The 26,222-nt window shown below is 66.8% G+C and carries 27 protein-coding genes; 21 read left to right on the top strand and 6 right to left on the bottom strand.

Annotated elements, in window-relative coordinates; all coding sequences use genetic code 11:
- Position 1: 1 nt before the first annotated feature.
- The 3 genes from CHB77_RS01975 to CHB77_RS01965 form a co-directional block, all read right to left on the bottom strand.
- Positions 2-550, bottom strand: a complete 549-nt coding sequence (locus tag CHB77_RS01975; protein ID WP_089386486.1) for an NnrU family protein — start codon at positions 548-550, stop codon at positions 2-4.
- Positions 551-592: 42 nt separating this feature from the next.
- A complete protein-coding gene (locus tag CHB77_RS01970; protein ID WP_089386707.1) occupies positions 593-1,435 on the bottom strand; it encodes an HpcH/HpaI aldolase/citrate lyase family protein in 843 nt (280 codons plus the stop codon).
- An 80-nt stretch (positions 1,436-1,515) separates the two neighbouring features.
- Positions 1,516-2,262: a sulfite exporter TauE/SafE family protein gene (locus tag CHB77_RS01965; protein WP_089386485.1), complete on the bottom strand. Its 747-nt coding sequence runs from the start codon at positions 2,260-2,262 to the stop codon at positions 1,516-1,518.
- Between the two features lie 159 nt (positions 2,263-2,421).
- Here CHB77_RS01965 and mdh point away from each other — a divergent pair, with 159 nt between their 5' ends.
- From mdh to CHB77_RS01890, 14 genes are all read left to right on the top strand, one after another.
- Positions 2,422-3,384 carry a malate dehydrogenase gene (mdh, locus tag CHB77_RS01960; protein WP_089386484.1) on the top strand — a complete coding sequence of 321 codons (963 nt, stop codon included), beginning with the start codon at positions 2,422-2,424 and terminating at the stop codon, positions 3,382-3,384.
- Positions 3,385-3,500: 116 nt separating this feature from the next.
- Positions 3,501-3,836: a hypothetical protein gene (locus tag CHB77_RS01955; RefSeq protein ID WP_089386483.1), complete on the top strand. Its 336-nt coding sequence runs from the start codon at positions 3,501-3,503 to the stop codon at positions 3,834-3,836.
- A gap of 173 nt (positions 3,837-4,009) precedes the next feature.
- On the top strand, positions 4,010-5,203 hold the full coding sequence (gene sucC, locus CHB77_RS01950; protein WP_089386482.1) for an ADP-forming succinate--CoA ligase subunit beta: 1,194 nt from the start codon (positions 4,010-4,012) through the stop codon (positions 5,201-5,203).
- The gene (locus tag CHB77_RS01945; protein WP_089386481.1) at positions 5,200-5,763 is read left to right on the top strand and encodes a hypothetical protein; all 564 of its coding nucleotides are present in this window, start codon (positions 5,200-5,202) and stop codon (positions 5,761-5,763) included. Before sucC ends, CHB77_RS01945 begins: the two co-directional genes overlap by 4 nt.
- Before the next feature lie 12 nt (positions 5,764-5,775).
- Positions 5,776-6,660, top strand: coding sequence for a succinate--CoA ligase subunit alpha (sucD, locus tag CHB77_RS01940; protein ID WP_089386480.1), 885 nt, complete (start codon positions 5,776-5,778; stop codon positions 6,658-6,660).
- Between the two features lie 75 nt (positions 6,661-6,735).
- Positions 6,736-7,086 (top strand): hypothetical protein, encoded by a 351-nt coding sequence (locus CHB77_RS01935; RefSeq protein WP_089386479.1) that lies wholly within the window; start codon positions 6,736-6,738, stop codon positions 7,084-7,086.
- Between the two features lie 57 nt (positions 7,087-7,143).
- Positions 7,144-7,539 (top strand): hypothetical protein, encoded by a 396-nt coding sequence (locus tag CHB77_RS01930; RefSeq protein ID WP_089386478.1) that lies wholly within the window; start codon positions 7,144-7,146, stop codon positions 7,537-7,539.
- 8 nt (positions 7,540-7,547) lie between these two features.
- On the top strand, positions 7,548-8,012 hold the full coding sequence (locus CHB77_RS18255; protein ID WP_165456168.1) for a hypothetical protein: 465 nt from the start codon (positions 7,548-7,550) through the stop codon (positions 8,010-8,012).
- 45 nt (positions 8,013-8,057) lie between these two features.
- Positions 8,058-11,024 (top strand): 2-oxoglutarate dehydrogenase E1 component, encoded by a 2,967-nt coding sequence (locus CHB77_RS01915; protein ID WP_089386475.1) that lies wholly within the window; start codon positions 8,058-8,060, stop codon positions 11,022-11,024.
- A 4-nt stretch (positions 11,025-11,028) separates the two neighbouring features.
- The gene (odhB, locus tag CHB77_RS01910) at positions 11,029-12,621 is read left to right on the top strand and encodes a 2-oxoglutarate dehydrogenase complex dihydrolipoyllysine-residue succinyltransferase (RefSeq protein WP_089386474.1); all 1,593 of its coding nucleotides are present in this window, start codon (positions 11,029-11,031) and stop codon (positions 12,619-12,621) included.
- Positions 12,622-12,676: 55 nt separating this feature from the next.
- Positions 12,677-12,931, top strand: a complete 255-nt coding sequence (locus CHB77_RS01905; RefSeq protein WP_089386473.1) for a hypothetical protein — start codon at positions 12,677-12,679, stop codon at positions 12,929-12,931.
- Positions 12,932-12,935: 4 nt separating this feature from the next.
- Positions 12,936-13,325 carry an MAPEG family protein gene (locus tag CHB77_RS01900; protein WP_089386706.1) on the top strand — a complete coding sequence of 130 codons (390 nt, stop codon included), beginning with the start codon at positions 12,936-12,938 and terminating at the stop codon, positions 13,323-13,325.
- Between the two features lie 34 nt (positions 13,326-13,359).
- On the top strand, positions 13,360-14,754 hold the full coding sequence (gene lpdA, locus CHB77_RS01895; protein WP_089386472.1) for a dihydrolipoyl dehydrogenase: 1,395 nt from the start codon (positions 13,360-13,362) through the stop codon (positions 14,752-14,754).
- On the top strand, positions 14,747-15,226 hold the full coding sequence (locus CHB77_RS01890) for a transglycosylase SLT domain-containing protein (protein ID WP_089386471.1): 480 nt from the start codon (positions 14,747-14,749) through the stop codon (positions 15,224-15,226). The genes lpdA and CHB77_RS01890 overlap by 8 nt, the downstream gene beginning before the upstream one ends.
- A gap of 81 nt (positions 15,227-15,307) precedes the next feature.
- Here CHB77_RS01890 and CHB77_RS01885 read toward each other — a convergent pair whose 3' ends face one another.
- Positions 15,308-16,513, bottom strand: a complete 1,206-nt coding sequence (locus CHB77_RS01885) for a phosphoglycerate kinase (RefSeq protein WP_089386470.1) — start codon at positions 16,511-16,513, stop codon at positions 15,308-15,310.
- Between the two features lie 165 nt (positions 16,514-16,678).
- Between CHB77_RS01885 and CHB77_RS01880 the strand changes: the two genes are divergently transcribed.
- The 7 genes from CHB77_RS01880 to glmM all read left to right on the top strand — a co-directional run bounded on the left by CHB77_RS01880 (position 16,679) and on the right by glmM (position 24,512).
- Positions 16,679-17,185 (top strand): peptidylprolyl isomerase, encoded by a 507-nt coding sequence (locus CHB77_RS01880; RefSeq protein ID WP_089386469.1) that lies wholly within the window; start codon positions 16,679-16,681, stop codon positions 17,183-17,185.
- Entirely contained in the window at positions 17,178-17,774 is a 597-nt protein-coding gene (locus tag CHB77_RS01875) for a peptidylprolyl isomerase (protein WP_089386468.1), read from the top strand. The genes CHB77_RS01880 and CHB77_RS01875 overlap by 8 nt, the downstream gene beginning before the upstream one ends.
- Before the next feature lie 81 nt (positions 17,775-17,855).
- Positions 17,856-20,399 (top strand): putative PEP-binding protein, encoded by a 2,544-nt coding sequence (locus CHB77_RS01870; RefSeq protein WP_089386467.1) that lies wholly within the window; start codon positions 17,856-17,858, stop codon positions 20,397-20,399.
- A 296-nt stretch (positions 20,400-20,695) separates the two neighbouring features.
- The gene (locus CHB77_RS01865) at positions 20,696-21,361 is read left to right on the top strand and encodes a cell wall hydrolase (protein ID WP_165456169.1); all 666 of its coding nucleotides are present in this window, start codon (positions 20,696-20,698) and stop codon (positions 21,359-21,361) included.
- Positions 21,362-21,394: 33 nt separating this feature from the next.
- The gene (locus CHB77_RS01860) at positions 21,395-22,192 is read left to right on the top strand and encodes a dihydroneopterin aldolase (RefSeq protein WP_089386466.1); all 798 of its coding nucleotides are present in this window, start codon (positions 21,395-21,397) and stop codon (positions 22,190-22,192) included.
- Positions 22,189-23,169, top strand: a complete 981-nt coding sequence (gene folP, locus CHB77_RS01855; RefSeq protein WP_089386465.1) for a dihydropteroate synthase — start codon at positions 22,189-22,191, stop codon at positions 23,167-23,169. Before CHB77_RS01860 ends, folP begins: the two co-directional genes overlap by 4 nt.
- Positions 23,166-24,512 (top strand): phosphoglucosamine mutase, encoded by a 1,347-nt coding sequence (gene glmM, locus CHB77_RS01850; RefSeq protein WP_089386464.1) that lies wholly within the window; start codon positions 23,166-23,168, stop codon positions 24,510-24,512. The genes folP and glmM overlap by 4 nt, the downstream gene beginning before the upstream one ends.
- A 62-nt stretch (positions 24,513-24,574) precedes the next feature.
- Here glmM and CHB77_RS01845 read toward each other — a convergent pair whose 3' ends face one another.
- Positions 24,575-25,702: an FAD-dependent oxidoreductase gene (locus CHB77_RS01845; protein ID WP_089386463.1), complete on the bottom strand. Its 1,128-nt coding sequence runs from the start codon at positions 25,700-25,702 to the stop codon at positions 24,575-24,577.
- 6 nt (positions 25,703-25,708) lie between these two features.
- A complete protein-coding gene (gene dksA / locus CHB77_RS01840) occupies positions 25,709-26,131 on the bottom strand; it encodes an RNA polymerase-binding protein DksA (protein ID WP_089386462.1) in 423 nt (140 codons plus the stop codon).
- Positions 26,132-26,222 lie beyond the last annotated feature (91 nt).

Here is a 26,222-nt window from a genome sequence, read left to right as displayed (position 1 = left end):
GTCAACCTCCGAATGGCCAGGGTCCGGCCCAGCCGTGGATCAGCCCCACGACCAGCATGACGACGACTGCGCCGACGGCCGCCATGATCTCCTTGCGGACGGGGAACGGCCCGGTGCGCCGTTTCCATGCCCCGGCGCGGTTCAGCAGCACGATTTCGACCTGCGCCCAGACCAGCAGCCCGCCGAACAGGATGAACGACGGCAGATCCCCGTTCACCAGCAGATGCGCGACGGCCCACAGCGAAAACGCCGTCAGCTGCGGGTGATGCAGCCAGGCGGTGACTCGGGTCTTCATGCCGTCGGCGGCATAAAGGTAGAAGGCCAGCAGAACCAGCAGGTTGTTGATGCCCACCAGGGCGGGCGACGGTCCCCACCAGACCGGGCCGCCAGCCCGCTGATAACCCATGACCATCAGCACCACGGACAGGATCAGCAGAACCGCGACCAGCCCCTTGCCCTTGTCGCCCAAGGCAGCGCGGCGTTCGGGGGCCATGCGCTTGAACAGATGCGCCGCCCACCACAGGGCCACGCCCGAAATCAGCAGAACCATCTGGCTTTCCTTTCGCTGGATGTCGTGTGCGCCACCCTGCCCCTAACCGGCCATGGCCGCAATCGCCTTGGCCCGGTCCAGCGTCTTGCGGGCGGTTTCGACATGCAGGTTTTCGACGATCTTGCCGTCCACCACGGCGACGCCCTTGCCTTCGGCCGCCGCAGCCTGGAAGGCGTCGATCTGGCGGCGGGCCAGGTCGATTTCCGCATCCGTCGGGGCAAAGGTGTCATTGGCGATGGCAAGCTGGGCGGGATGAATCAGGGTCTTGCCGTCAAAGCCCATGTCGCGGCCCTGCTCGCATTCGGCGCGCAGCCCGTCTTCGTCCTTGAAAGCGTTGAAAACGCCGTCCACGATCACCTTGCCATGGGCTTTCGCCGCCAGCAGGCACAGGCCCAGCCCCGCCTGCATCGGCAGGCGATCCGGCCGAAAGCGGCTACCCAGTTCCTTGGCCAGGTCGTTCGTGCCCATCACCATCCCCTCCAGCCGGGGATGGGCGGCGATGGCGGCGGCGTTCAGCATTCCCAAAGGCGTTTCCATCATCGCCCACAGCGGCAGATCGGGGATCAGATCCGCCACCCGGTCCAGGTCGGCGGGGCCGTCCACCTTGGGGATCAGCACGGCATCGGCGTCCAGCCCGGCGCAAAAGCGGGCGTCGTCCTGCCCCCATTCGGTTGACAGCCCGTTGATCCGCACGATCCGCGCGCGGCGGCCATAGTCGTTCGCCAGCCCCGCGGCAAGGGCATCCCGCGCGGCAGGCTTTTCACCCGGCGCCACGGCATCCTCCAGATCGAAGATGATCGCGTCGGCAGGCAGGGTCTGGGCCTTTTCCATGGCGCGCGCATTGGCGGCGGGAATGTACAGAACCGAACGATAGGGACGCTCCATGGCCATTCCTCGCAATATTGTTGCGTGACGGTGCAGCGCCGCGTCAGATTTGGCAAGCACAAAATTGCTGCGCTGCGGCATCAGGCCAAAACCTGCCAGATCAGCCGCAGCGACACCGCCAGCAGTCCCCATGTAATCAGCGTGTAGAACAGCTTCTGGGGAATGATCCTGACCAGCCGCAGGCCCGCCCAGACGGACAGCAGCGCCACGGGCATCAGGGCCGCCGCGCCCCACAGGTTCGCGGGCGACAATTGGCCCAGGGCGGCATAGGGGATCAGCTTGATCCAGTTCACGATGGCAAAGAACCACGTCGTCGTTCCGGCATAGATCATCGCCGGAAGACGCAGCGGCTGGACATAAACCTGCCAGGGCGGCGCGCCCGCATGGCTGACAAAACTGGTATAGCCCGACAAAAGCCCCCAGACCGTGCCGCGCAGGCGGCTCGGCTGCCGCCGTTGCGCCGACAGATGCGGCCGTATCAGCGCATTCAGGGCAAAGATCAGCCCCACGGCGCCCACGATCAGCGTCACCCCCTCGACGGGAACGGCCTGCGCCCCCGCCCAGCCGATGCCAATGCCGGCGATGGCGCCGGGCAGCGCGGTGGACAGCACCCGCAGGTCGAAGTTGCGGCGAAAGGCGATCAGCCCGCCCAGATCCGACACCACATAGATCGGCAGCATCAGCCCCGCCGCCTGCACGGGCGACATGACCAGCGACAGGATCGGCACCGATATCAGCCCGACCATCGCCAGCCCGCCCTTGGCAAGGCCGACCGACATCGCGGCGATTACGGCCAGGATCCAGCCCCCGATCGTCAGTTCCGGCATCGCCACCCCCCCTGGTCCGCGGCATGGATGCGCGCGCGCGCCGCGCTTTGCAAGTGTCAGCGCCAACAGTGCGGCGGCGCGGCGGCGAAGGCTTGCGATTCGTTCGGCGACCCCGTAACCACCCCGGCAACAATCATCCAAGTCAATCGGAGGTACTCCATGGCCCGACCCAAAATCGCACTGATCGGCGCGGGGCAGATCGGCGGCACGCTGGCGCATCTGGCCGCGATGAAGGAGCTGGGCGACGTTGTCCTGTTCGACATCGCCGAGGGCACGCCCCAGGGCAAGGCACTGGACATCGCCCAGTCGGGTCCGTCCGAAGGTTTCGACGCCGCGATGAAGGGCGCCAACGATTACGCCGACATCGCGGGCGCCGACGTTTGCATCGTCACGGCGGGCGTGCCGAGGAAGCCTGGGATGAGCCGCGACGATCTGCTGGGCATCAACCTCAAGGTCATGAAATCGGTGGGCGAGGGCATCGCGAAACACGCCCCCGACGCCTTCGTCATCTGCATCACCAACCCGCTGGACGCGATGGTCTGGGCGCTGCGCGAATTCTCGGGCCTGCCGCGCGAAAAGGTCTGCGGCATGGCGGGCGTGCTGGATTCTGCCCGCTTCCGGCATTTCCTGTCGCTGGAATTCGGCGTGTCGATGCGCGACGTCACCGCCTTCGTTCTGGGCGGGCACGGCGACACGATGGTGCCGCTGACGCGCTATTCGACCGTGGCGGGCATCCCTTTGCCGGATCTGGTCACGATGGGCTGGACCACGCAGGAGAAACTGGACGCCATCGTGCAGCGCACCCGCGACGGCGGCGCGGAAATCGTCGGCCTGCTGAAAACCGGCAGCGCCTTCTATGCCCCCGCGACGGCGGCGATCGAGATGGCCGAAGCCTACCTCAAGGACCAGAAGCGCGTGCTGCCCTGCGCGGCCTGGGTGGACGGCGCCTATGGCCTGAACGGCATGTATGTGGGGGTGCCCACCGTGATCGGCGCGGGCGGCGTGGAAAAGGTCATCGACATCGCCCTGGACGGCGACGAACAGGCGATGTTCACCAAGTCGGTCGATGCGGTGAATGGCCTGGTCGCGGCCTGCAAGGGCATCGACGGCTCGCTGAACTGATCGGTCGTGCGCATCCGAAGGGCGCGTCCGTCACGGGCGCGCCCTTGCATTTGATGTTATGCGTTTTTCAACTTCCGGTCTAACATCGCGGGGTTTCAACGCAACCCGAGGCGACCATGAACCGGACCGTCCTGCCCCCTGCCCTTTTCGCTGCGCTGTTCCTGACCGCCTGCCAGGCGCCCCCCACCAGCCCCCGTCCCACCGACCAGTTGCCCTTCATGGGACGCTGGGATTGCGGGACCACGACCATGACCTTTACGCCGGAAACCTATCAGCCGTCGGCCGACGCCCCGCCGATGACCATCCGCGGTTTTTCGACCCAGAACCGGGTGACGACGATGACGCTGGATGACGGCGCGGTGATCCAGGTGCAATCGCAGAACGACAACCAGATAAGCTGGTTGTCCGAAAGCACCGGGGACAGCCTGGCCTGCAAACGCGTCGCAGGCTGAATCGTCAAGCGAATCTTACCATTCCGCGCAATGTGATCACGGCGCCAAAAGCTGTGATCACATTATGAAGGTTCGTGCGGCTTTGGCATCTTTTCCTGCAAAATCCTTTTCCCGCACCCCTCGGGATGTGGCAAGACGCCGCAAAATCCGTCGAACCGAAAAAGGGGGTCAGGATGAACATCCACGAATATCAGGCCAAGGCGCTGCTGCGTCAGTATGGCGCGCCCGTCAGCGATGGCCGCGTGGTGATGAAGGCCGACGAGGCGAAATCGGCGGCGGGCGAGATGGACGGCCCGCTGTGGGTCGTCAAGGCGCAGATTCACGCGGGCGGCCGCGGCAAGGGCAGCTTCAAGGAAGCCGCTGCCGGTGAAAAGGGTGGCGTCCGTCTGGCGAAATCCGTGGCCGAGGCCGAGGAACTGACCCGCCAGATGCTGGGCCGCACCCTTGTCACCCACCAGACCGGCCCGTCGGGCAAGCAGGTCAACCGCATCTATATCGAGGACGGCAGCGACATCGCGCGCGAGCTGTATCTGGCGCTGCTGGTGGATCGCCAGACCAGCCGCGTCAGCTTCGTCGCCTCGACCGAGGGCGGCATGGACATCGAGGAGGTGGCCGCCCACACGCCCGAAAAGATCGTCAGCTTCAGCGTCGATCCGGCGTCGGGGCTGTCCGATTTTCACGGCCGCCGCGTGGCCTTCGCCCTGGGCCTGACCGGCGGTCAGGTCAAGCAGTGCGTCCAACTGGTGAAAAACCTGTATCGCATGTTCATCGAGCGCGACATGGAGATGCTGGAGATCAACCCGCTGATCGTCACCCCCGAAGGCCAGATCAAGTGCCTGGACGCCAAGATGGGCTTTGACAACAACGCGCTGTACCGCCAGTCCGACATCATGGCGCTGAGGGACGAGACCGAAGAAGACCCCAAGGAACTGGCCGCGTCGAAGTTCGACCTGAACTACATCGCGCTCGACGGCGAGATCGGCTGCATGGTGAACGGCGCGGGCCTGGCGATGGCCACGATGGACATCATCAAGCTGTATGGCGCGGAACCCGCCAACTTTCTGGACGTGGGCGGCGGCGCCACCAAGGAGAAGGTCACGGAAGCCTTCAAGATCATCACCAGCGATCCGAACGTCAAAGGCATCCTGGTCAACATCTTCGGCGGCATCATGCGCTGCGACATCATCGCGGAAGGCATCATCGCCGCCGTGAAGGAGGTCGGCTTGCAGGTTCCGCTGGTCGTGCGGCTTGAGGGCACGAACGTGGATCTGGGCAAGCAGATCATCCGCGATAGCGGGCTGAACGTGATTCCGGCGGATGATTTGTCGGACGCGGCGGAAAAGATCGTGAAGGCGGTGAAGGGGTGAAGCTGTCCTTCATATTTGCTGCTTCTACTTGCGCCGTCTTGCTGGCCGCTTGCGACGGCGCGCCGTCGCAGTCCGCATCCGTCTCCAGCGCGGCAGTAAACACCACCGAGGCGTTATCTGGACCGGCCGATGATGGCATGTCGCTTATGGCAAGCTCCTCAGAAGTGGTCCGGCTTTGCCAAGCCACGATGCCTGACAGCAAGGCTTTCCAGGATGGGCTTAAAGAAAAAGGCTACAGGTTCGAAGGAATAGTGTCGGGGTATCGCATTCTCAGCAAGGATGATCGCCGCCTCGTAGCCTTTGCAACGACACCAGCCTCGCGACACACAGGTTGTGGCGTATCTTTTAAGAACATGACGGCGGATCAAGGTGTGCAGCTAGCCCAGCCGTGGCTGCAAGCCACCCAAGCGGAGCAGATTCCGCTGGAGAATACGGCAATGCGAGCAGGCGTGGCTTGGGACGGAGTATTCAAAGGCTCTGCTGTGCGGATTGCGGTGCTTCCCGATCAAGACATGGGCTTCATGCGCGGCACCTTGCTGCTTGCAGCAGAAAACAAATAAGGATTTGGGTTAATGGCCGTTCTCGTCAACAAAGACACCAAAGTCATCTGCCAAGGGATCACCGGATCCCAGGGCACCTTCCACACCGAACAGGCGATCGCCTATGGCACGCGGATGGTCGGCGGCGTGACGCCCGGCAAGGGCGGCAGCGAACACCTGGGCCTGCCGGTCTTCAACTCGGTCCACGAGGCCGTGGCGAAAACCGGGGCCACCGCGTCCGCGATCTATGTCCCGCCCCCCTTCGCGGCGGATTCGATCCTGGAGGCCATCGACGCGGAGATCCCACTGATCGTCTGTATCACCGAGGGCATCCCGGTGCTGGACATGATGCGGGTGAAACGCGCCCTGCAAGGGTCGCAATCACGCCTGATCGGGCCGAACTGCCCCGGCATCATGACGCCGGACGAATGCAAGATCGGCATCATGCCGGGGTCCATCTTCCGGCGCGGGTCGGTGGGCGTCGTGTCGCGGTCGGGAACGCTGACCTATGAAGCGGTCAAGCAGACCTCGGACGTGGGCCTGGGCCAGTCCAGCGCCGTGGGCATCGGCGGCGATCCCATCAAGGGGATGGAGCATATCGACGTGCTGCGGATGTTCCTGGACGACGACGAAACCACCTCGATCATCATGATCGGAGAGATTGGCGGTTCGGCCGAGGAGGAAGCGGCCGAGTTCCTGGCCGAGCAGAAGGCCAAGGGCAAGTGGAAACCCACGGCGGGCTTCATCGCCGGCCGCACCGCCCCTCCCGGCCGGCGCATGGGCCATGCGGGCGCCATCGTGTCGGGCGGCAAGGGCGACGCGGAATCCAAGATCGAGGCGATGAAGCGCGCGGGCATCGTCGTGGCCGACAGCCCGGCGGGCCTGGGCGAGGCCGTGCTGAAGGCCATCAGGGGCTGACACTGAACCCGGCCTGCGCGGCGCGCGTTCCCCCGGTTGAGCACCTGCTCTGCTCGTAACAACAGGAGAATCAAGATGAAGATGCTTTCCGCTGCCGTCATCGCCTCGACTGCTGTGCTGGGGGCCTGCGCGCCCGAGCCGATCACCCGCGTCGAAACCACTGTCACCACCAGCGCGGTCGATACCGAGGCCCTGGGCGCGGCGACCGGCCTGCCCGCCGATGCCGTGGTCGGCGTGACCCGGACCGGCAGCCAGTACACGGTGTTCTATCGCGGCGACGCGGTGACGGCCGAACAGGTGGCCGCAGCCCCCGCAACGATCTGCGCCAACACCGCATCGACCGTGTTCACGGCCGATCCGGTCGACACGACCACGCCCCAATATGCCAGCGGCGGTGTGCAACGGATGACCGTCACCTGTTCGTGACGGATGTAACAGCCCGTGCCCCTGGCGTTGGGGCGCGGGCCAAGCCAAGGGTATGACGTGGACCATCAGCCGCAGCCAGCCGCAGCCTTTCCGACCATCCGCGGTCTTGCCCGGATCGGCGGATGGGTCGCGCCTGCGGGCCTGGTCTTGTTGACGCTGGCCGCTTGCGACCGCGCTCCTACCGACGACATCCTGCGCGGCGGCATTCCGGCGATGACCAACCTGCACCAGGCCAGCACCCTGCCCCCGGAATCGGTCCGCACCGTGGCGCGGCGCGATTTCGGCTGGCGGCTGATCTATCACCCCGCCCGCGCGCCCGCCGGGGCCGATCAGGGCGCGGCGCGCGCGCTGTGCGGTCTGGAACGGCGTCCCGTCGCGCGGATCGAACGCGTGCCGCGCATCGATCCGCTGGCCGATCCCGGCGCCGCCATCATCGACATCTTCTGTGCCTGAGGCCATCCATGTCTTTCCTTCCTGTCCGCACGATCCCGTCCCTGCCCCGACTGACCGCCATCCTTGCCGCCGGATTGCTGGCCGGATGCGTCCAGACCGCCACCGCGCCGGTCCCGGTCGCCCCGCCCCCGTCCGTGCCCGCCGCCCCGGCGGTGCCGCGTGCCGTGGTTCCGGTCGTGCCCGTGGCCCCGCCGGTTCCCGCCCCCCCCGTGCCGCCGGTCGCATCCGGTCCGGTCGACGGGCGCAGCGGGCTGCACCAGGCATCCGTGATCGCGATCACCGGCGATGCCGACAGCCGGTTCACCGTGCTGTTCCGCCCGGCCCAGACCGACGCGGGCAAGATCAGTGCCGCGCCCGCGCAATTGTGCCGCGGGGCGGGCCGCGACGTGGCGGGCAGCCGCACCAACGCGCCGGGCGCGGGCAGCGCCATGCCCGGCGTCCAGATGATGATCGTCACCTGCACCGCCGCCTGACGCGGCAAAACCCGTTTCTCCATGGCGTCAAGGACGCGAGATCAGATGACCGAACAACCCGACAACGCCGACTTTCATGATTCGTCCTTTCTGCAAGGGCACAATGCCGCCTATATCGAACAGCTTTACGGCCAGTGGGCGCAGAACCCGCAGGCGTTCGATGCGGGCTGGGACGCCTTTTTCCGCAGTCTGGGCGACGCCGGAGAGGATGCGGCCCGCGAGGCCGGCGGCGCCAGTTGGAAGCGGGCCGACTGGCCGCCGGTCCCGTCGGACGACAACACCGCCGCGCTGACCGGGGAATGGCCCCAGGCATCGCGGACCGAGGCCACCGCCGCGATGAAGACGATCGCCGCCAAGGCCGAGGAAAGGGGCGTCGGCCTGACCGAGGACCAGATGCGCCAGGCGGTGCTGGATTCGATCCGCGCGCTGATGCTGATCCGCGCCTATCGGATTCGGGGCCACCTGCATGCGAACCTGGACCCGCTGGGCCTGCGCACCGTGCCGGATCATGGCGAATTGAACCCCTCCACCTATGGCTTCGGCCCCGGCGACCTGGACCGTCCGATCTTCATCGACAACGTGCTGGGACTGGAGATCGCGTCGATCCGCCAGATCACCGAACTGATGCAGCGGACCTATTGCGGCACCTTCGCGATCCAGTTCATGCACATCTCCAACCCCGAGGAAGCCTTCTGGCTGAAAGAGCGGATCGAGGGTTATGGCAAGGAAATCCAGTTCACCCAGGAAGGCCGCCGCGCCATCCTGAACAAGCTGGTCGAGGCCGAGGGCTTTGAAAAGTTCCTGCATGTCAAATACATGGGCACCAAGCGGTTCGGCCTTGACGGGGGCGAGGCGCTGATCCCGGCGATGGAACAGATCATCAAGCGCGGCGGCGCCCTGGGGGTCAAGGAAATCGTCGTAGGGATGCCCCATCGGGGCCGGTTGTCGGTGCTGGCCAACGTGCTGTCCAAACCCTATCGCGCGATCTTCCACGAATTCCAGGGCGGCAGCTTCAAGCCCGAGGATGTGGACGGTTCGGGCGACGTGAAATATCACCTCGGCGCGTCCAGCGATCGGGAATTCGACGGCAACACCGTCCACCTGTCGCTGACCGCCAACCCGTCCCACCTGGAGGCCGTGAATCCGGTCGTGCTGGGCAAGGCGCGCGCGAAATCGGATCAGCTGGGCGACACCCACGACCGCACCTCGGTCCTGCCGATCCTGCTGCATGGGGACGCGGCCTTCGCGGGCCAGGGCGTCGTGGCCGAATGCCTGCAACTGTCCGGCATCCGGGGCCATCGCACCGGCGGCTGCATCCATATCGTGGTGAACAACCAGATCGGCTTCACGACCGCGCCGCATTTCAGCCGCACCTCGCCCTATCCGACCGACATCGCCCTGATGGTCGAGGCGCCGATCTTTCATGTGAACGGCGACGATCCCGAGGCCGTGGTCCATGCCGCCCGCGTGGCCATCGAGTTCCGGCAGAAATTCCACAAGGACGTGGTTCTGGACATCATCTGCTATCGCCGCTTCGGTCACAACGAAGGCGACGAGCCGATGTTCACCAACCCGGCGATGTACACCCGGATCAAGGGCCACAAGACCACGCTGCAACTCTATACCGAACGTCTGGTCGCCGACGGCCTGATCCCCGAGGGCGAGATCGAGGACATGAAGGCCGCCTTCCAGAACCACCTGAACGAGGAGTTCGAGGTCGGCAAGAACTACAAGCCCAACAAGGCCGACTGGCTGGACGGCAAGTGGTCGGGCCTGGACCGCGAGGGCGCCGAATACGTGTCGGGCGAAACCGGGATCGACGCTTCGGCGATGGCCCAGGTGGGCCGCGCGCTGACCACCGTTCCCGAGGGCTACAACCTGCACAAGACCGTGGGCCGGCTGTTGGAGGCCAAGCGCCAGATGTTCGACACGGGCGAGGGCTTCGACTGGGCCACGGGCGAGGCCCTGGCCTTCGGATCGCTGGTTCTGGAAGGCAAGACCGTGCGTCTAGCCGGGCAGGACAGCACGCGCGGCACCTTCAGCCAGCGGCATTCGTCGCTGATCGACCAAAGGACCGAGGATCGCTATTATCCCCTGAACCACATCGCGGAAGGCCAGGCCCATTACGAGGTCATCGATTCGATGCTGTCGGAATACGCGGTTCTGGGCTTTGAATACGGCTATTCGCTGGCCGAACCGAACGCCCTGGTGCTGTGGGAAGCGCAGTTCGGCGATTTCGCCAACGGCGCGCAGATCATGTTCGACCAGTTCATCAGCAGCGGCGAAAAGAAATGGCTGCGCATGTCGGGCCTGGTGATGCTGCTGCCCCACGGGTTCGAGGGCCAGGGACCGGAACACAGTTCCGCGCGCCTCGAACGGTTCCTGCAAATGTGCGCCGAGGACAACTGGATCGTCGCCAACTGCACGACCCCCGCCAATTATTTCCACATCCTGCGCCGCCAGATGCACCGCCGGTTCCGCAAGCCGCTGGTGCTGATGACGCCGAAATCGTTGCTGCGCCACCCCAAAGCCGTCAGCCGGGCCGAGGATTTCCAGACCGGCAGCTATTTCCACCGGGTGCTGTGGGACGATGCCCAGCGCGGATCGTCTGACGTGACGCTGGTGCCCGATCACCGCATCCGCCGCGTCGTGATCTGTTCGGGCAAGGTCTATTACGACCTGCTGAAAGCCCGCGACGAGGCCGGGATCGACGACATCTATCTGCTGCGGCTGGAACAGTTCTATCCCTTCCCCGCGCAGTCGATGGTCAAGGAACTGGCCCGCTTCAAGGATGCCGAGGTGATCTGGTGCCAGGAGGAGCCCAAGAACCAGGGCGGGTGGAGCTTTGTCGAGCCTTACCTGGAATGGTGCCTCGACCGGCTGGGCGCGCGCCACAACCGCGCCCGCTATGTCGGCCGCAACGCCGCCGCCTCGGTCGCCACGGGTCTGGGTTCGCGCCACAAGGCCGAACAGGAAGCCCTGGTGAACGAAGCCTTGTCGCTTGAAGGATAAGACGATGCCCACCGAAGTCCGCGTGCCCGCCCTGGGCGAATCCGTCACCGAGGCGACGATCGCCACCTGGTTCAAGAAACCGGGCGACGCTGTGGCCTTGGACGAAATGCTGTGCGAACTGGAGACCGACAAGGTCACGGTCGAGGTGCCCAGCCCCGCCGCCGGCGTGCTGGCCGAGATCGTCGCGGCCGAAGGCGACACCGTCGGCCCCGACGCCCTGCTGGCCCAAATCGACGAGGCGGGCACCGCCCCGGCCCCCAAGGAACAACCGCAGGCCGGACCCGAAACGGCCCAGAAGACCCCGGAAGGACAGAATGACATGAGCGGCAAGACCGTGGACGTGATGGTGCCCGCGCTTGGGGAAAGCGTGACCGAGGCGACCGTGGCCACCTGGTTCAAGAAGCCCGGCGATCGCGTCGCCGCCGACGAGATGCTGTGCGAACTGGAAACCGACAAGGTTTCGGTCGAAGTTCCCAGCCCCGCCGCCGGCGTCCTGGCCGAAATCCTGGCCCCCGAAGGCGCGACCGTCGATGCCAAGGCACGCCTGGCGATCATCACCGAAGGCGCCGCCGGTGGCGCGACCACGCCCGCCCCGGACAAGTCCGAGGATGCGGGCGCCAAGGCTGCGCCGGTCGGATCGGCCTCGGGGGCCGAGGATGGCACAAGCGCCGGCGATGTCGGCTCTCCCGGTGCCGGACCCGAGGAGATGAAGCCCCGCACGGACATCGAGGACGCCCCGTCCGCCAAAAAGGCCATGGCCGAAAAGGGCGTCAGCCGCGATCAGGTCACGGGTTCGGGCCGCGACGGCCGCGTGATGAAGGAGGACGTGGCCAAGGCGCAGTCCGCACCCAAGCCTGCCGCCCCAGCCCCGGCGGCCCCCCGCCCGGCCGAGGATGCCGCGCGCGAGGAGCGCGTCAAGATGACCCGCCTGCGCCAGACCATCGCGCGGCGCCTGAAGGACGCGCAGAACACGGCGGCGATGCTGACGACCTATAACGAGGCCGACATGAGCGGCATCATGGGGCTGCGCACCGAATACAAGGACGCCTTCGAAAAGAAGCACAAGGTCAAGCTGGGCTTCATGTCGTTCTTCGTGAAGGCCTGCTGCCACGCCCTGAAGGAAGTCCCCGAGGTCAACGCCGAGATCGACGGCACCGAGGTTGTCTACAAGAACTACGTCAACATGGGCGTGGCCGTGGGCACCCCGTCGGGCCTGGTGGTCCCGGTCGTGCGCGACGCGGATCAAAAGGGCTTTGCCGCGATCGAAAAGGAAATCGCCGACCTGGGCGCCAAGGGCCGCGACGGCAAGCTGACCATGGCGGAAATGCAGGGCGGCACCTTCACCATCTCGAACGGCGGGGTCTATGGCTCGCTGATGTCGTCGCCCATCCTGAATCCCCCGCAGTCGGGCATCCTGGGAATGCACAAGATCCAGGACCGTCCGATGGTCATGGGCGGCCAGATCGTGATCCGGCCGATGATGTACCTGGCGTTGTCCTATGACCACCGGATCGTGGACGGCAAGGGCGCCGTGACCTTCCTGGTCCGCGTCAAGGAGGCGCTGGAGGATCCGCGCAGGTTGTTGATGGATTTGTGAGATCGCTGGCACCGCCGCGCGCACGGCGGTGCCATTCCCGTCAAAGGAACAGCCCATGCAACTGATCGCCCATTACACCATCGCCGACCCTGCCGCCTTCCGCGCCGCCTTTGATGCCGATGCCGAGGATCGGGGTATGAACGGCCTTTCGCTGCTGCAATTGTGGCGCGAGGACGACCGCAATTCCTGGGCCTTGTATCAGGTGAACGACGCCAAGGCCGCGCGGGCCTATCTGTCGGGCGGTGCCGCGGCGTTCGACGCGCAGGCCGGGGTCAGCGCGACGGACTTCCATTTTCTGGAAACCGCCTGAGATGATGACCACCGAACTGACCGTCCTGACGCTGGCGGCGCTGTTGCAGGCCATGCAGTTCGCCGCGTTTTCCGTTGCCGCCAATCTTCAGGTCGGCCCCAAGGTCGCCATGGGGCCGCGCGACAAGCCGCCCCATCTGACGGGGACAGCGGGGCGCTTGCAACGCGCGCTGAACAACCATTTCGAAGGGCTGACCCTGTTCACGCTGGCGGTGGTCGTCGTGACGCTGGGCGGACAGGCCAGCGGCGTGACCGCCGCCTGCGCCTGGATTTATCTTGCCGCGCGGATCCTGTATGTCCCGGCCTATGTCCTTGGCTGGGTGCCCTGGCGCTCGGCCATCTGGGGCATAGGCTTCGCGGCGACGATGTTGATGATACTGGCCGCGCTGGTCTAGGTCGCGGCCCACGAGGGACAAGAAGGAACAAGCCATGTCCACCTATGATCTGATCGTGATCGGCGCCGGGCCGGGCGGTTATGTCTGCGCCATCCGCGCGGCGCAACTGGGGATGAAAGTCGCCTGTGTCGAGGGGCGCGAAACCCTGGGCGGCACCTGCCTGAACGTCGGCTGCATCCCGTCCAAGGCCCTGCTTCACGCCAGCCACATGGCGCACGAGGCGCACGAGAATTTCGAAAAGATGGGCCTGATGGGCGCCCATGTGACGGTCGATTGGCAGAAGATGCAGGACTACAAGGCCGAGACGGTCGGCGGCAACACCAGGGGCATCGAGTTCCTGTTCAAAAAGAACAAGATCGACTGGCTGAAAGGCTGGGCCGTGATCGAGGCGCCGGGCAGGGTCAAGGTCGGCGACGCGATCCACGAGACAACGAACATCGTGATCGCTACCGGCTCGGTCCCGTCGTCGCTGAAAGGGGTGACGGTGGACAACGACGCCGGCTTGGTGGTGGATTCGACCGGCGCCCTGGCGTTGCCGAAGATCCCGAAATCCATGGTGGTGATCGGCGCGGGCATCATCGGGCTGGAACTTGGATCGGTCTATGCGCGCCTGGGCACCAAGGTCACGGTGATCGAGTATCTGGATGCCATCACCCCCGGCATGGACGCCGAGGTGCAGAAGCAGTTCCAGAAGATCCTGGCAAAGCAGGGACTGTCCTTCATCCTGGGCGCCGCCGTGTCGGGCGTCGACACGGCCGATGGCCGGGCCAAGGTCCACTATACCCTGCGCAAGGACGACAGCGCGCAGGCGTTGGAAACCGAGGTCGTGCTGGTCGCCACCGGCCGCCGCCCCTATGCCGAAGGTCTTGGCCTTGACGCCTTGGGCGTGAAGATGACTGATCGCGGCTTCATCCAGGTGGACGACCGTTGGCAGACCAGCGTCAAGGGCATCCATGCGATCGGCGACGCGGTTCCCGGCCCGATGCTGGCCCACAAGGCCGAGGACGAGGGCACGGCCGTCGCCGAGATCATCGCGGGCAAGCATGGCCATGTGGATTACGGCATCATCCCCGGCGTGATCTACACCACCCCCGAGGTCGCCAATGTCGGCCTGACCGAGGACGCCGCCAAGGCCGATGGCCGCAAGATCAAGGTCGGCAAGTTCCCCTTCATGGGCAATGCGCGGGCCAAGGCGATGATGCAGGCCGACGGCTTCGTCAAGCTGATCGCGGATGCGGATACCGACCGGATCCTGGGGTGCCACATCATCGGCCCGAATGCGGGCGAAATGATCCACGAGGTCTGCGTGGCGATGGAATTCGGCGCCGCCGCACAGGATCTGGCGCTGACCTGCCACGCCCATCCGACCACATCCGAAGCGGTGCGCGAGGCGGCCTTGGCCTGCGGCGACGGGGCGATCCATGCCTGATTCGGGCCGCCGGGGCCTGATCCTGGCGACGCTGGCCCTTGCCGCTTGCGGCGGTGGGGGCAGAGACGACCGGCAGTTGCCCGGCGGGCTTGGACGCAACGGGCTTTACCCCAACGAAACGCCGCAGCTGCGGTCGCGCATCAACTTCTGGGCCGATCACTATGACGTGCCGCCCGCCATCGTGCAGCGGATCATCCTGCGGGAATCCCAGCACCGGCCCGGCGCGCGCAATGGTCCGTATTACGGGTTGATGCAGTTGAACCCGCAAACCGCCCGCACCATGGGCCATCGCGGTTCGCCCGCCGCCTTGCTGGATGCCGATACCAACCTGCGCTATGGCGTCCGATATCTGCGCGGGGCCTGGATGGTGGCGAACGGTGATCCCGACGAAACCGTCATGTGGTATTCGCGCGGCTACTATGATGAGGCCAAGCGGCGGGGACTGCTGAAACGCACCGGCCTGCGCGGCTGATTCTTCTTCACGCAAGTATCCTCGGGGGTGAATTGCGGTCGTCAGACCGCAAGAGGGCGCGCGAGCGCCCCCCTGTCGTTGTCAGTGGTGCGCGGTGTCTTTCAACGCAGCGACTCCGGGCAGTTCCTTGCCCTCCATCCATTCCAGGAACGCCCCTCCGGCGGTCGAGAGGAACGTGAAATCCCCCGCCACGCCCGCCTTGTTCAGGGCCGCGACCGTATCGCCGCCCCCCGCGACCGAGATCAGCCTGCCGTCGCGTGTCAATCCTGCGGCCGCCTGCGCCGCCGCGTTGGTGGCGCGGTCGAACGGCTCGATCTCGAAGGCGCCAAGGGGGCCGTTCCAGATCAGCGTCTTGCAACCCGCCAGGGCGGTGCGCAACGCATCCACGGTCGCCGGACCCGCATCCAAGATCATCGCATCCGCCGGGCATTGATCGACCGGCAGAACCTGCGATTCCGCGCCCGCCTTGAATTCGCGCGCCACCACGATGTCCAGCGGCAGATGGATCACGCAGCCGCCCTGGTCCGCCTTTTCCAGAATTTGCCGGGCGGTGTCGGCCATGTCGCGTTCGGCCAGCGACGTGCCGACCTCGACCCCCTTGGCCACCAGGAATGTGTTGGCCATGCCGCCCCCGATCACCAGGTGATCGACCTTGTCCACCAGATTCATCAGCAGATCCAGCTTGGTGGACACCTTGGCCCCGCCGACGACCGCCATCACCGGGCGCTGCGGCGTGCCCAGCGCCGCGTCAAGCGCCTTCAGTTCCGCCTCCATCAGCCGCCCCGCGCCGGACGGCAGCAGGCGCGCCAGCCCTTCGGTGGACCCATGGGCGCGATGGGCCGCCGAAAATGCGTCGTTCACATAGACCCCGCCCAATGCCGCGATCGAAGCCGCGAAGGTCGGATCGTTCGCTTCCTCGCCTTCGTGGAACCGGGTGTTTTCCAGCAGCGCCACATCGCCCGGCTTCAGCCCGGCCACGACCCGCTTGGCCGGGCCGCCGATGCAGTCGTCGGCAAAGACCACGGGCTGTTCCAACGCCGCCTCAAGCGCGGGCACGATCTGTTTCAGGCTCATGGCCTCGACGCGCTTGCCCTTGGGGCGGCCGAAATGCGCCAGCAGCACGGGGATGCCGCCCCGCGCCTGGATGTCCTTGACGGTGGGGACGATCTTTTCGATCCGCGTCGCATCGGTCACACGGCCGTCCTCGACCGGAACGTTTACGTCCACGCGGGTCAGGACGACCTTGCCGTCCATGTCCAGATCATCGATCGTCTTGAAATCGGCCATCGCGTCGTCCTTTCGGGCATGGGGGCTTCGGTATCGGCTTGTCCCGCATGGGGGCAGCGGCGTCAACAGTCGCATAACGGTGATCGCGGCGTGAAGGGGTTTGCGCGTTGCCCTTGGGGCTGCAAAGCCCTAGATCAGGGACCGAACGTGGCAAAGGAGGGCCGCATGGCCGAGATCAAGGATCCCGAGAACACCATCATCATCGAACTGAAGGATGGCCCCGTGGTCATCGAACTGCTGTCCGATGTGGCGCCCAAACATGCCGCGCGCATGAAGGAACTGGCCCGAGCCGGGAAATACGACAACGTCGCCTTTCACCGCGTGATCGATGGCTTCATGGCCCAGACGGGCGACGTGCAGCACGCCAACATGGAAAACGGCTACAACCCCGGCCGTTCGGGCACGGGCGGATCGGACCTTCCCGATCTTCCGGCCGAATTCTCCAAGCTGCCCCATGAACGCGGCACCCTGGGGGCGGCGCGGTCGCAGAACCCCAACAGCGCCAACAGCCAGTTCTTCATCAACTTCAAGGACAACCATTTCCTGAACGGCCAGTACACCGTTTACGGCCGGGTCATCTCGGGGATGGAGCATGTGGACAAGATCGCCAAGGGCGAGCCGCCGGCGAATCCCGACCGCATGATCTCGGTCAAGGTGGCCGCCGATGCGTAAGGCGCTGATCCCCGCCGCCCTGCTGGCGGCATCCGCCGCGCAGGCCCAGGTTCCGGCACCCGCGCACGAGGACGGCCCCGGACCGAACATGGTGATCGAGGTGGCGGCCGCCGACGGCACCCCCAAGGGCACCATCACGCTGGACCTGCTGGCCGACAAGGCGCCGAACCATGTCGCGCGCCTGGTCGAACTGGCCAAGGCGGGCGCCTATGACGGCGTGGTCTTCCATCGCGTCATCGACGGCTTCATGGCGCAGACCGGGGATGTCGAACACGGCAAACAGGGCGGCGCCAGTGCGGCCATGGCCGGCATGGGCGGATCCGACCTGCCCGACCTGGAAGCCGAGTTCAACGATGTCTCGTTCCAGGCGGGCACGGTGGGCATGGCCCGCGCGCAGGATCCGAACAGCGCCAACAGCCAGTTCTTCATCGATCTGGCCCCGGCGACCTTTCTTGACGGGCAATATACCGTCGTGGGTCAACTGGTCGAAGGCTGGGACGTGCTGACCCAGATCAAGATGGGCGACGCGAACGCCAACGGCACGGTCGAGGCGCCCGATTACATGTCCAAGGTCACGATCGTCGAATAGGCCACATGGACGGGGGGCCAAGGCCCCCCGTTCTTTTCGCACTTGCAGCATCGACGGTGGCGCGCCTATCGTTCGCGCGTCATGGAACCGCGCGACCTTCCCGACGTGACCGAAATCACCCCCTCGGCCGGGGTGGAACGCGCCTGTCATGGCTGGCGCGCGAAATGCCTGCAACGGCTGGTCCGGATGCGCTTGCCCGTGCCGCGCAGCTTTGCCATCCCCTCCGAATCGGTGCAGGCCATTGCCACGGGCAGGCCGGTCGATTTGGCCAAGCTGGCCGATCTGTTCGCCCAAGGCGACCGACTGGTCAGCGTCCGCCCTTCGGCCATGATGCCCGACTGGGGCGGGCCGGGCACGGTTCTGAACGTGGGCATCAACGATCGTACCCGCGACCGGCTGGCCCACCGGATCGGCCAGGCCAATGCCGACACGCTGTATCGCCGCTTTGTCCAGGGCTATGCCATCCACATCGCGCGCCTTGACCCCGACATGTTCGCCCAAGACGGCGACAATGCCCTGGCCGAGGCGCTGCAATGCTATCGCGACGAGACGGACGAGGATTTCCCCCAGGATCCCGCCGCCCAGCTGGCCGAGGTGCTGCGGTCCATGGCGCGGGCTTGGGACGGCCCCACCGCCCGCCTGCTGCGGCAGGCCAAGGGCGCCCCCCCCGACGCGCCGCTGGGGCTGGTGGTGCAGCAGATGGCCCTGGGGCTGGGGCCGGGCCTGTGCGGATCGGGCAGCATCCAGTTCGTCGATTCCGTGACCGGCACCCCGCGCGTCACGGGCCGGTTCAAGCGCCAGCATCACGGCGGAGCCGAAGGCGCCGGGGCCGAGACGCAGTTCCTGACCCGCGACGAACGCGGCCCATCGCTGGAGGAATCCGCGCCCGAGGTCTTTGCCGACCTGATCCGGTTCGGCGTCGCTGCCCGCGAACGGCTGCGAGAGGAAATGCAGATCGAGTTTGTGGTCGTGGATGGCCGGGTCTGGATCATCGACGCCACCCGCGTCCAGCGGACCTCTCGCGCCAGCGTGCGCATCGCCGTGGCGATGGCGCGCGACGGCATCATCCCGGAATCCGAGGCCGTGATGCGGGTCGAACCCCGCGCGCTGGCGGATCTGCTGCACCAGCAGGTCGATCCGCGCGCGCCGCGCGACGTCATCGCGCGCGGCATCAACGCCAGCCCCGGCGCGGCGACCGGGCGCATCGTCTTTACCGCCGCCGCAGCCCAGGCGGCCGCGGCGCGCGACGAGGCCTGCATCCTGGTGCGGCGCGAAACCGTCCCCGAGGACATTCGCGGGATGCACGCATCCGTCGGCGTGCTGACCGAACGCGGCGGCACCACCAGCCATGCGGCGGTGATCGCGCGCGGCATGGGCCTGCCCTGCATCGTCGGCGCCACGGGAATCAGCATCGACACGCGCCATCGGACCCTCCGCGCAGGCAGCGCCACCCTGCGCGAGGGGGACGAGATCACCATCGACGGATCCTCGGGCGAGGTTCTGGCGGGCCGCGTGCCGCTGCTGGAACCGGCGCTCGACGACAACTTCGCCCAGCTTCTGGACTGGGCTGACGCGGCCGGCGGCATCGGCGTGCGCGCCAACGCCGACACGCCCGAGGACGCGATGACCGCGCGGCGCTTCAACGCGCAGGGCATCGGCCTGTGCCGCACCGAACACATGTTCTTCGACGCCGACCGCCTGCCCGCCATGCGCGAGATGATCTTTGCCGACAGCCCCCAGGACCGCCGCCTGGCCCTGGATCGCATCCTGCCCATGCAGCGCCAGGATTTCACCGCGCTGTTCGAAATCATGGCCGGATTGCCCGTCACCATCCGCCTGTTCGACCCCCCCCTGCACGAATTCCTGCCCCAAGACCGCGAAGGCCTGCGCGAGCTGGCCGATTCCCTGGACCTGCCCTTGTCCGACGTGACCCGAAGGGTCGAGGCGCTGACCGAATTCAACCCGATGCTGGGAATGCGCGGGGTGCGGCTGGGGATCACCGTCCCCGAGATCTATGACATGCAGGCCCGCGCCATCTTCGAGGCCACGGTCGAGGCCAGCCGCAAGGGCGATCCGGTCGTGCCGGAAATCATGATCCCCCTGGTCAGCGCCATGCGAGAGGTCGAGCTGGTCAAGAACCGCATCGACGCGGTCGCCGCCGCCGTCCGGAACGACCGTCATGCCGATTTTGCCTATCGCCTGGGGGTTATGGTGGAAACGCCGCGCGCCTGCCTGCGGGCGGGCGACATCGCGGCCCATTCCGCGTTCCTGTCCTTTGGCACGAACGACCTGACGCAGATGACCTATGGCCTGTCGCGCGACGACGCGGGCCGATTCATGGGCACCTATGTCGGCCAGGGCGTCTATGCCGAGGATCCGTTCCATTGCCTGGATCAGGACGGCGTGGGCGAGCTGTTGCTGACCGGCGCGCAGCGCGCGCGCCAGCAGCATCCGGGGATCACCATCTCGGTCTGCGGCGAACACGGCGGCAATCCCGAATCGATCGCATTCTGCCACGATGCGGGCTTCGACTATGTGTCCTGTTCGCCGTTCCGGGTGCCCGTGGCCCGGCTGGCGGCGGCCCAATCGGCCCTGCGCGCGCGCCGGCGCCACGAGGAAGGCTGATCGATTCGCCACGCCGTCCTGCGAATAAATCGCGTCTGGACAGCGTGTTGCGGTCCGCCCCCTATACGCCCGACAGTTGTTATTCTGCCAGATTCCGCCGGTCGGGCCGCCGGATGTCGGCAAGATGCTGCCGGAAAAGGCCGGTTTTGCCGGATCCTGGCATCTGACGGAAAAGTTCCATGGCAGCGTGGAACGCTAAAACCGTAATCATTCCACCGATCGCTGCGGCGCCCACCTGCCCTGGAAGCGCCGTGATCTTAACGACCTGTCCATCCGGTCCGGTTATAGGAAACGATATGAAAACGCTGCTTCAGCGGATGGCGCCTCTTTGCCTGTGCGCCGCCGCCCTGACCCTTAATGCCGCAAACGCCAGCGCCGGCAACGGATCCCTGTTCTCCTCGGATGGCGGGCTGTTCGGCGCGGCGCAGGCCACGCGACAGGCGGCCCGTCCGACGCCGCTTCTATACACGGGTGACGAACCTGTGAAGACGGAAATCCCCGCCGTCGCCGAAAATTCCGATGCGAACCTGTTTCTGGCCAGCACGGCCCGCACCGAACGCGGCCGGTTCAACGAACGCGACCTGAACTGCATGGCCGAGGCCATCTATTTCGAGGCGCGGGGCGAAAGCGCGCGTGGCCAGCAGGCCGTGGCCGAGGTGATCCTGAACCGCGTGGACAGCAACCAGTTCGCGTCGTCGGTTTGCGGGGTGGTGAACCAGCCCAGCCAGTTCAGCTATACCATCGGCGGGGCCAAGCCGATCCGCAACAAGTCCGCCTATCTGCGCGCGCGCGACATCGCCCGCAACGCCCTGGCCGGCGCGCCCCGCATCCTGACCGGCGGCGCCACCTATTTCCACACCCCCGCCGTCCGCCCCTCCTGGTCGCGCCGGTTCCAGCGGACCGTGCAGATCGGACAGCACATCTTCTATCGTCCGGGGGGCCAGCGGGTCGCGTCGAACTAGGCCGGGCTTGCCTGCCGCGCGGATTTGCTGTGAATGGCTGGCATGATCCAGCCCGACCGCATCCACCTGCGCGACCACATCCTCCAGGCCGACATAGGCGCCTTTCAGTCCGAACGCGGACACGAACAGCGCCTGCGGTTTGCGCTGACCGTCGATCTGCGCGACCCGGTGGATGCCGGGGACGATCAGGTCGACCGGATCCTGTCCTATGACGTGCTGGTCCAAGCGGTCGATGCAGCCCTGGCCGATCAACGCTATAATCTGGTCGAGACCCTGGCCGAACGCATTGCGGCCGAGGTTCTGGCCCATCCCCAGGCCGCCGCCATCACGGTCACGGTGGAAAAGCTGGATCGCGGACCGGGCGCCCTGGGCATCACCATCCGTCGCGACGCGGGACGGGTGGCGGTCGCGGCGCAACACTGGCCTGTGCGGATCGTCGTCGGCCGTCCGGCGGTTCTGCCGCCGGGGGGGGTCATCGTCCTGCCCCATGATCCTGTCCGGCCGCTGCCTTCGGGCGGCGACGCCCGGCGCATCGCCCTGCTGGGTTTCGATCAGGCGGCATGGGGCCTGGCCGGCGTTCTGGGGCTTGAGGTCGCCGAGACCCGGACCGAACTGGACGCCGCCATCCATGACGAACGCCCTGTGGTCTGGGCGCCCGCGCGTCTGGCGGTCGAAGCCCCGGCTGTCCCGGTCGAGGCCGGCGCCCTGGCCTTCTGGCTAGCCGCGCGCCTGCGGGCGAAGCGTGTCGATTTCACGACAGCCGCCGCCCTGCCCTTTCCGCCCGATGGGCTGGCCGCGCAGGTCGGTCGTGTCGACGGGGGGGCGGAATGACGCTTTATTATCGTCCCCTTCCCATTTCCCATGGCCGTCACCTTCTTGCAGGAGGATGGGCGCGGTTTTCGCAGGTCGAGGTTCTGGAACGCGGCCGGCCCCCCCGGATCGGCGACGACGTTCCGGCGCCGGTGCTGGCCGCGCTGACCGCGCCCCGCGCCGATCTGGTCGGTCTGCCGCTGGACCGGCCGCGCGTCATGGGCATCGTCAACGCCACGCCCGACAGCTTTTCCGACGGCGGGCTGTACGACCCCGCCACCCATGGCCGACAGCTGATCGGGGATGGCGCTGACATTCTGGACATCGGCGGCGAATCCACCCGCCCCGGCGCGGCCGAGGTGCCGGTGCCCGATGAAATCGACCGCATCGTTCCGGCAATCCGCGCGCTGTCCGGCAGCGCCCCCGTTTCCGCCGACACCCGCAAGGCCGCCGTGGCGCGGGCCGCGCTGGATGCCGGGGCGGCAATGGTCAACGACGTGTCGGGGTTCGACTTCGACCCGGACCTTGCCCCCCTCGTGGCCCAGGCGCAGATCCCGGTCTGCCTGATGCACGCCCAGGGACTGCCCGCCACCATGCAGGACGATCCGCGCTATGGCGACGTGCTGCTGGACGTCTATGACGCGCTTGACGCGCGGATCCGGCGGGCCGAGGCGGCAGGCATCCCCCGCGCCCGGATCGTCGTCGATCCAGGCATCGGTTTCGGCAAGACCCAGGCGCACAATCTGGCCATCCTGCGGCGGATTTCGCTGTATCACGGTTTGGGCTGCGCGATCCTGCTGGGCGTGTCGCGCAAGCGGTTCATCGGCGCTATCGGCAAGGCGGACGATCCCGCCGGTCGGGCGCCCGGCACCGTGGCGCTGACCCTTGCGGCGATGACCCAGGGGGTGCAGATTCACCGCGTTCACGATGTGCGCGACGTGATTCAGGCAATGCGGCTGTGGCAGGCCGTCAATAACGACGAAAAGGCAGAACGATGAGCAGAGGCTTGTTCGGAACGGACGGCGTGCGGGGCCGCGCCAACACCCATCCCATGACGGCGGACATGGCGCTGCGGCTGGGCGCGGCGGCGGGGCGGTATTTCCGGCGCGCGGGCGACGACAGCGCGCACCGCGTCGTGATCGGCAAGGACACGCGCCTGTCGGGATACATGCTGGAAAACGCGCTGACGGCGGGGCTGACCAGCACCGGAATGAACGTGCTGCTGCTGGGTCCGGTGCCGACCCCCGCCGTGGGATACCTGACGCGGTCGATGCGGGCGGATGTGGGCATCATGATTTCCGCCAGCCACAACCCGGCGGAAGACAACGGCATCAAGTTCTTTGGTCCCGACGGCTTCAAGCTGTCCGACGAGGCCGAGGCCGCCATCGAAGCCATCGTCGCGGGCGACATCGCCCCGGCCCAGCCCGCCAACATCGGCCGGGCCAAGCGCATCGACGACGGGCGCGGGCGTTATGTGGAATACGCCAAGACGACCTTTCCGGCGGGCCAGCGGCTGGACGGGCTGCGGGTGGTGATCGATTGCGCCAACGGCGCGGCCTATCGCGCCGCCCCCGACGTGCTGTGGGAACTGGGCGCCGAGGTGATCCCGGTGGGCGTCAAGCCCGACGGCTTCAACATCAACGCGGGCGTCGGATCGACCCATCCCGAGGCCTGCGCGGCCGCGGTCCTGGCCCATGGCGCGCATCTGGGCATCAGCCTGGATGGCGACGCCGACCGGGTCATCATCGTCGACGAAAAGGGCTGCGTGGCCGACGGCGATCAGATCATGGCGCTGATGGCCGCCCGCTGGGCAGAACAGGGACGGCTGCGCGGCAATGCCCTGGTGGCGACGGTGATGTCAAACCTGGGGCTGGAGCATTTCCTGGCCGGGCGCGGCCTGCGGCTGGAACGCACAAGGGTCGGCGACCGCTATGTGGTGGAACGGATGCGCGAAGGGGGCTTCAACCTGGGCGGCGAACAGTCGGGCCATATCGTGATGACCGATTACGCCACCACCGGCGACGGGCTGATCGCCGCCATGCAGGTTCTGGCCGCGATGGCCGACACGGGCGACAGCGCCAGCCGCCTTGCCGCGCAGTTCGACCCGGTGCCGCAGATGCTGAAGAACGTCCGCTATGCCGCCGGTGCCGATCCGCTGTCGGCAACCGAGGTCCGCACGGTCATCGCCGAGGCCGAGGCGCGTCTGGCGGGGACCGGCCGCGTCCTGATCCGCAAGTCCGGCACCGAACCCCTGATCCGCGTCATGGCCGAGGCCGAGAACGAAACTGTCCTGCGCGAGGTCGTGGACGGGATCGTCGCTGCGGTGGAAAAGGCGGCCTGAGGCATACCGGGGGGCTTTGCGCCCCCGGACCCCCGCAGGATATTTTTGCCAAGGCAAAGGGTTCAGGGCTTTTCCGCCACCGGATCGAAGTCGTAGATCCAGTCGAAGCGTGACAGGATCGCCCCTGGCGCGACCTTGCCTCCGATCCGCAGGGCCGCGTGGGCGGCCAGCCGTTTCGGCCCGGTCAGGTGATAATTGCGCGCGTTGTCGTTCGCCGCCGCGACGATGCGCGTCGCGCGGGGAATGCGCAGGGTTTCACAGCGCGCAAGGGCGGCGGTCTGGTCCGGCGCCTCATCCAGGCAGGCGGCCAGAGTCCAGGCGTCCTCGATCGCCATGCACGCCCCCTGGGCCATGAACGGCAGCGTCGGATGGGCAGCGTCGCCCAGGATCGCCATGCGGCCATCCTGCCAGCGGGACGCGACCGGGTGGCGGAACAGGCCCCAGACATGGACCCGGTCCACCCGTGCCAGCCAAGCGGGCACTGGCCCCCGGAAACCCGCGAAGGCTGCGCGCAGGTTGACGGGATCGTCGGGGCGCGACCAGCCTTCGTCCTGCCAGTCGCGGGTTTCCAGGACCGCCACGATGTTGCGCAGTCCCCCCGCCAGCGGATAGCTGACCAGATGGCGGCCCGGCCCCATGAAGACTTGCGCCTCGGGGGTCTGATCGCCATCCGCGATCACCGCGCGCCAGGCGGTCTGGCCGGTGAAAAAGGGAACCTCGCGCCCGTTCAGGGCAGCGCGGATACGGCTGTGCAGGCCGTCAGCGCCGATCAGCAGCGGCGCATCGGGGGGCGCCGCGATGTCCTGTGCCAGATGGATCCGCACCCCGGCCTGCCGTGCCGCCTGCTCCAGCACCTCGATCAGCCGCGCCCGGTGGATGAAACGGAAACGGGCGCCCGGCCGGTGGCGGGCCAGATCCAGCCGCACGACATCCGCCCCCTGCGCATCGCGCAGCCGCACCGCACGGCTGGGCAATGACACGGCGTCAAGCGCCGGGACAAGGCCCAGGGCATCCAGAACCCGCATCGCATTGGGAGAGAGTTGCAGCCCTGCCCCGACCTCGGCCAAGGCGGGCGCACGTTCCAGCACGGTCGCGTCGGCACCACGCTGCCGCAGCGCAAGGGCAGCGGTCAGGCCCGCGACGCCGCCGCCGACGATGACGACCGGGCGACCGTTCAGCGCGCCGGTCATGGGGCGTCAATCGTCGCGATGGACCCGTTCACGGCGCTCGTGACGCTCCTGCGCTTCCAGCGTCATGGTGGCGATGGGGCGGGCGTCCAGCCGGCGCAGGCTGATCGGTTCGCCGGTCCTCTCGCAATAGCCGTATTCACCGGTCTCGATCCGGCGCAGGGCGGCGTCGATCTTGCTGACAAGCTTGCGCTGGCGGTCGCGGGTGCGCAGTTCCAGGGCGCGGTCGGTTTCCTCGGACGCGCGGTCGGCCAGATCGGGAACGGACCGGGCGCTGTCTTGCAGCCCTTCCAGCGTTTCGGCGGATTGGTCCAGCAGTTCCTGCTTCCAGGTTTCCAGCTTGCGGCGGAAGTATTCAAGCTGCCGATCGTTCATGAACGGCTCATCCTCGGCGGGACGATAGTCCTGGGGCAGAAAGGTCTGGGCTTTCATAAACTCTCTCCGGCGGCGCCGGGCTGGAACGGAAACCGACACCTTGCGCGCCCCCTTAAAGTATGACGTCCTGCTTGTCACTAGGCGAAAC

This window comes from Paracoccus sediminis (genome assembly GCF_900188295.1).
In the GTDB taxonomy this organism is placed as follows: domain Bacteria; phylum Pseudomonadota; class Alphaproteobacteria; order Rhodobacterales; family Rhodobacteraceae; genus Paracoccus; species Paracoccus sediminis.
This window is presented reverse-complemented; position numbering and strand designations above follow the sequence as displayed.

What these genes read in the sequence shown, in the direction of transcription:
- CHB77_RS01975 (WP_089386486.1), bottom strand. Translation starts at nt 550, where the DNA reads ATGGTTCTGCTGATTTCGGGCGTGGCCCTGTGGTGGGCGGCGCATCTG.
- CHB77_RS01970 (WP_089386707.1), bottom strand. Translation starts at nt 1,435, where the DNA reads ATGGAGCGTCCCTATCGTTCGGTTCTGTACATTCCCGCCGCCAATGCG.
- CHB77_RS01965 (WP_089386485.1), bottom strand. Translation starts at nt 2,262, where the DNA reads ATGCCGGAACTGACGATCGGGGGCTGGATCCTGGCCGTAATCGCCGCG.
- mdh (WP_089386484.1), top strand. Translation starts at nt 2,422, where the DNA reads ATGGCCCGACCCAAAATCGCACTGATCGGCGCGGGGCAGATCGGCGGC.
- CHB77_RS01955 (WP_089386483.1), top strand. Translation starts at nt 3,501, where the DNA reads ATGAACCGGACCGTCCTGCCCCCTGCCCTTTTCGCTGCGCTGTTCCTG.
- sucC (WP_089386482.1), top strand. Translation starts at nt 4,010, where the DNA reads ATGAACATCCACGAATATCAGGCCAAGGCGCTGCTGCGTCAGTATGGC.
- sucD (WP_089386480.1), top strand. Translation starts at nt 5,776, where the DNA reads ATGGCCGTTCTCGTCAACAAAGACACCAAAGTCATCTGCCAAGGGATC.
- CHB77_RS01935 (WP_089386479.1), top strand. Translation starts at nt 6,736, where the DNA reads ATGAAGATGCTTTCCGCTGCCGTCATCGCCTCGACTGCTGTGCTGGGG.
- CHB77_RS18255 (WP_165456168.1), top strand. Translation starts at nt 7,548, where the DNA reads ATGTCTTTCCTTCCTGTCCGCACGATCCCGTCCCTGCCCCGACTGACC.
- CHB77_RS01915 (WP_089386475.1), top strand. Translation starts at nt 8,058, where the DNA reads ATGACCGAACAACCCGACAACGCCGACTTTCATGATTCGTCCTTTCTG.
- odhB (WP_089386474.1), top strand. Translation starts at nt 11,029, where the DNA reads ATGCCCACCGAAGTCCGCGTGCCCGCCCTGGGCGAATCCGTCACCGAG.
- CHB77_RS01905 (WP_089386473.1), top strand. Translation starts at nt 12,677, where the DNA reads ATGCAACTGATCGCCCATTACACCATCGCCGACCCTGCCGCCTTCCGC.
- CHB77_RS01900 (WP_089386706.1), top strand. Translation starts at nt 12,936, where the DNA reads ATGACCACCGAACTGACCGTCCTGACGCTGGCGGCGCTGTTGCAGGCC.
- lpdA (WP_089386472.1), top strand. Translation starts at nt 13,360, where the DNA reads ATGTCCACCTATGATCTGATCGTGATCGGCGCCGGGCCGGGCGGTTAT.
- CHB77_RS01890 (WP_089386471.1), top strand. Translation starts at nt 14,747, where the DNA reads ATGCCTGATTCGGGCCGCCGGGGCCTGATCCTGGCGACGCTGGCCCTT.
- CHB77_RS01885 (WP_089386470.1), bottom strand. Translation starts at nt 16,513, where the DNA reads ATGGCCGATTTCAAGACGATCGATGATCTGGACATGGACGGCAAGGTC.
- CHB77_RS01880 (WP_089386469.1), top strand. Translation starts at nt 16,679, where the DNA reads ATGGCCGAGATCAAGGATCCCGAGAACACCATCATCATCGAACTGAAG.
- CHB77_RS01875 (WP_089386468.1), top strand. Translation starts at nt 17,178, where the DNA reads ATGCGTAAGGCGCTGATCCCCGCCGCCCTGCTGGCGGCATCCGCCGCG.
- CHB77_RS01870 (WP_089386467.1), top strand. Translation starts at nt 17,856, where the DNA reads ATGGAACCGCGCGACCTTCCCGACGTGACCGAAATCACCCCCTCGGCC.
- CHB77_RS01865 (WP_165456169.1), top strand. Translation starts at nt 20,696, where the DNA reads ATGAAAACGCTGCTTCAGCGGATGGCGCCTCTTTGCCTGTGCGCCGCC.
- CHB77_RS01860 (WP_089386466.1), top strand. Translation starts at nt 21,395, where the DNA reads ATGGCTGGCATGATCCAGCCCGACCGCATCCACCTGCGCGACCACATC.
- folP (WP_089386465.1), top strand. Translation starts at nt 22,189, where the DNA reads ATGACGCTTTATTATCGTCCCCTTCCCATTTCCCATGGCCGTCACCTT.
- glmM (WP_089386464.1), top strand. Translation starts at nt 23,166, where the DNA reads ATGAGCAGAGGCTTGTTCGGAACGGACGGCGTGCGGGGCCGCGCCAAC.
- CHB77_RS01845 (WP_089386463.1), bottom strand. Translation starts at nt 25,702, where the DNA reads ATGACCGGCGCGCTGAACGGTCGCCCGGTCGTCATCGTCGGCGGCGGC.
- dksA (WP_089386462.1), bottom strand. Translation starts at nt 26,131, where the DNA reads ATGAAAGCCCAGACCTTTCTGCCCCAGGACTATCGTCCCGCCGAGGAT.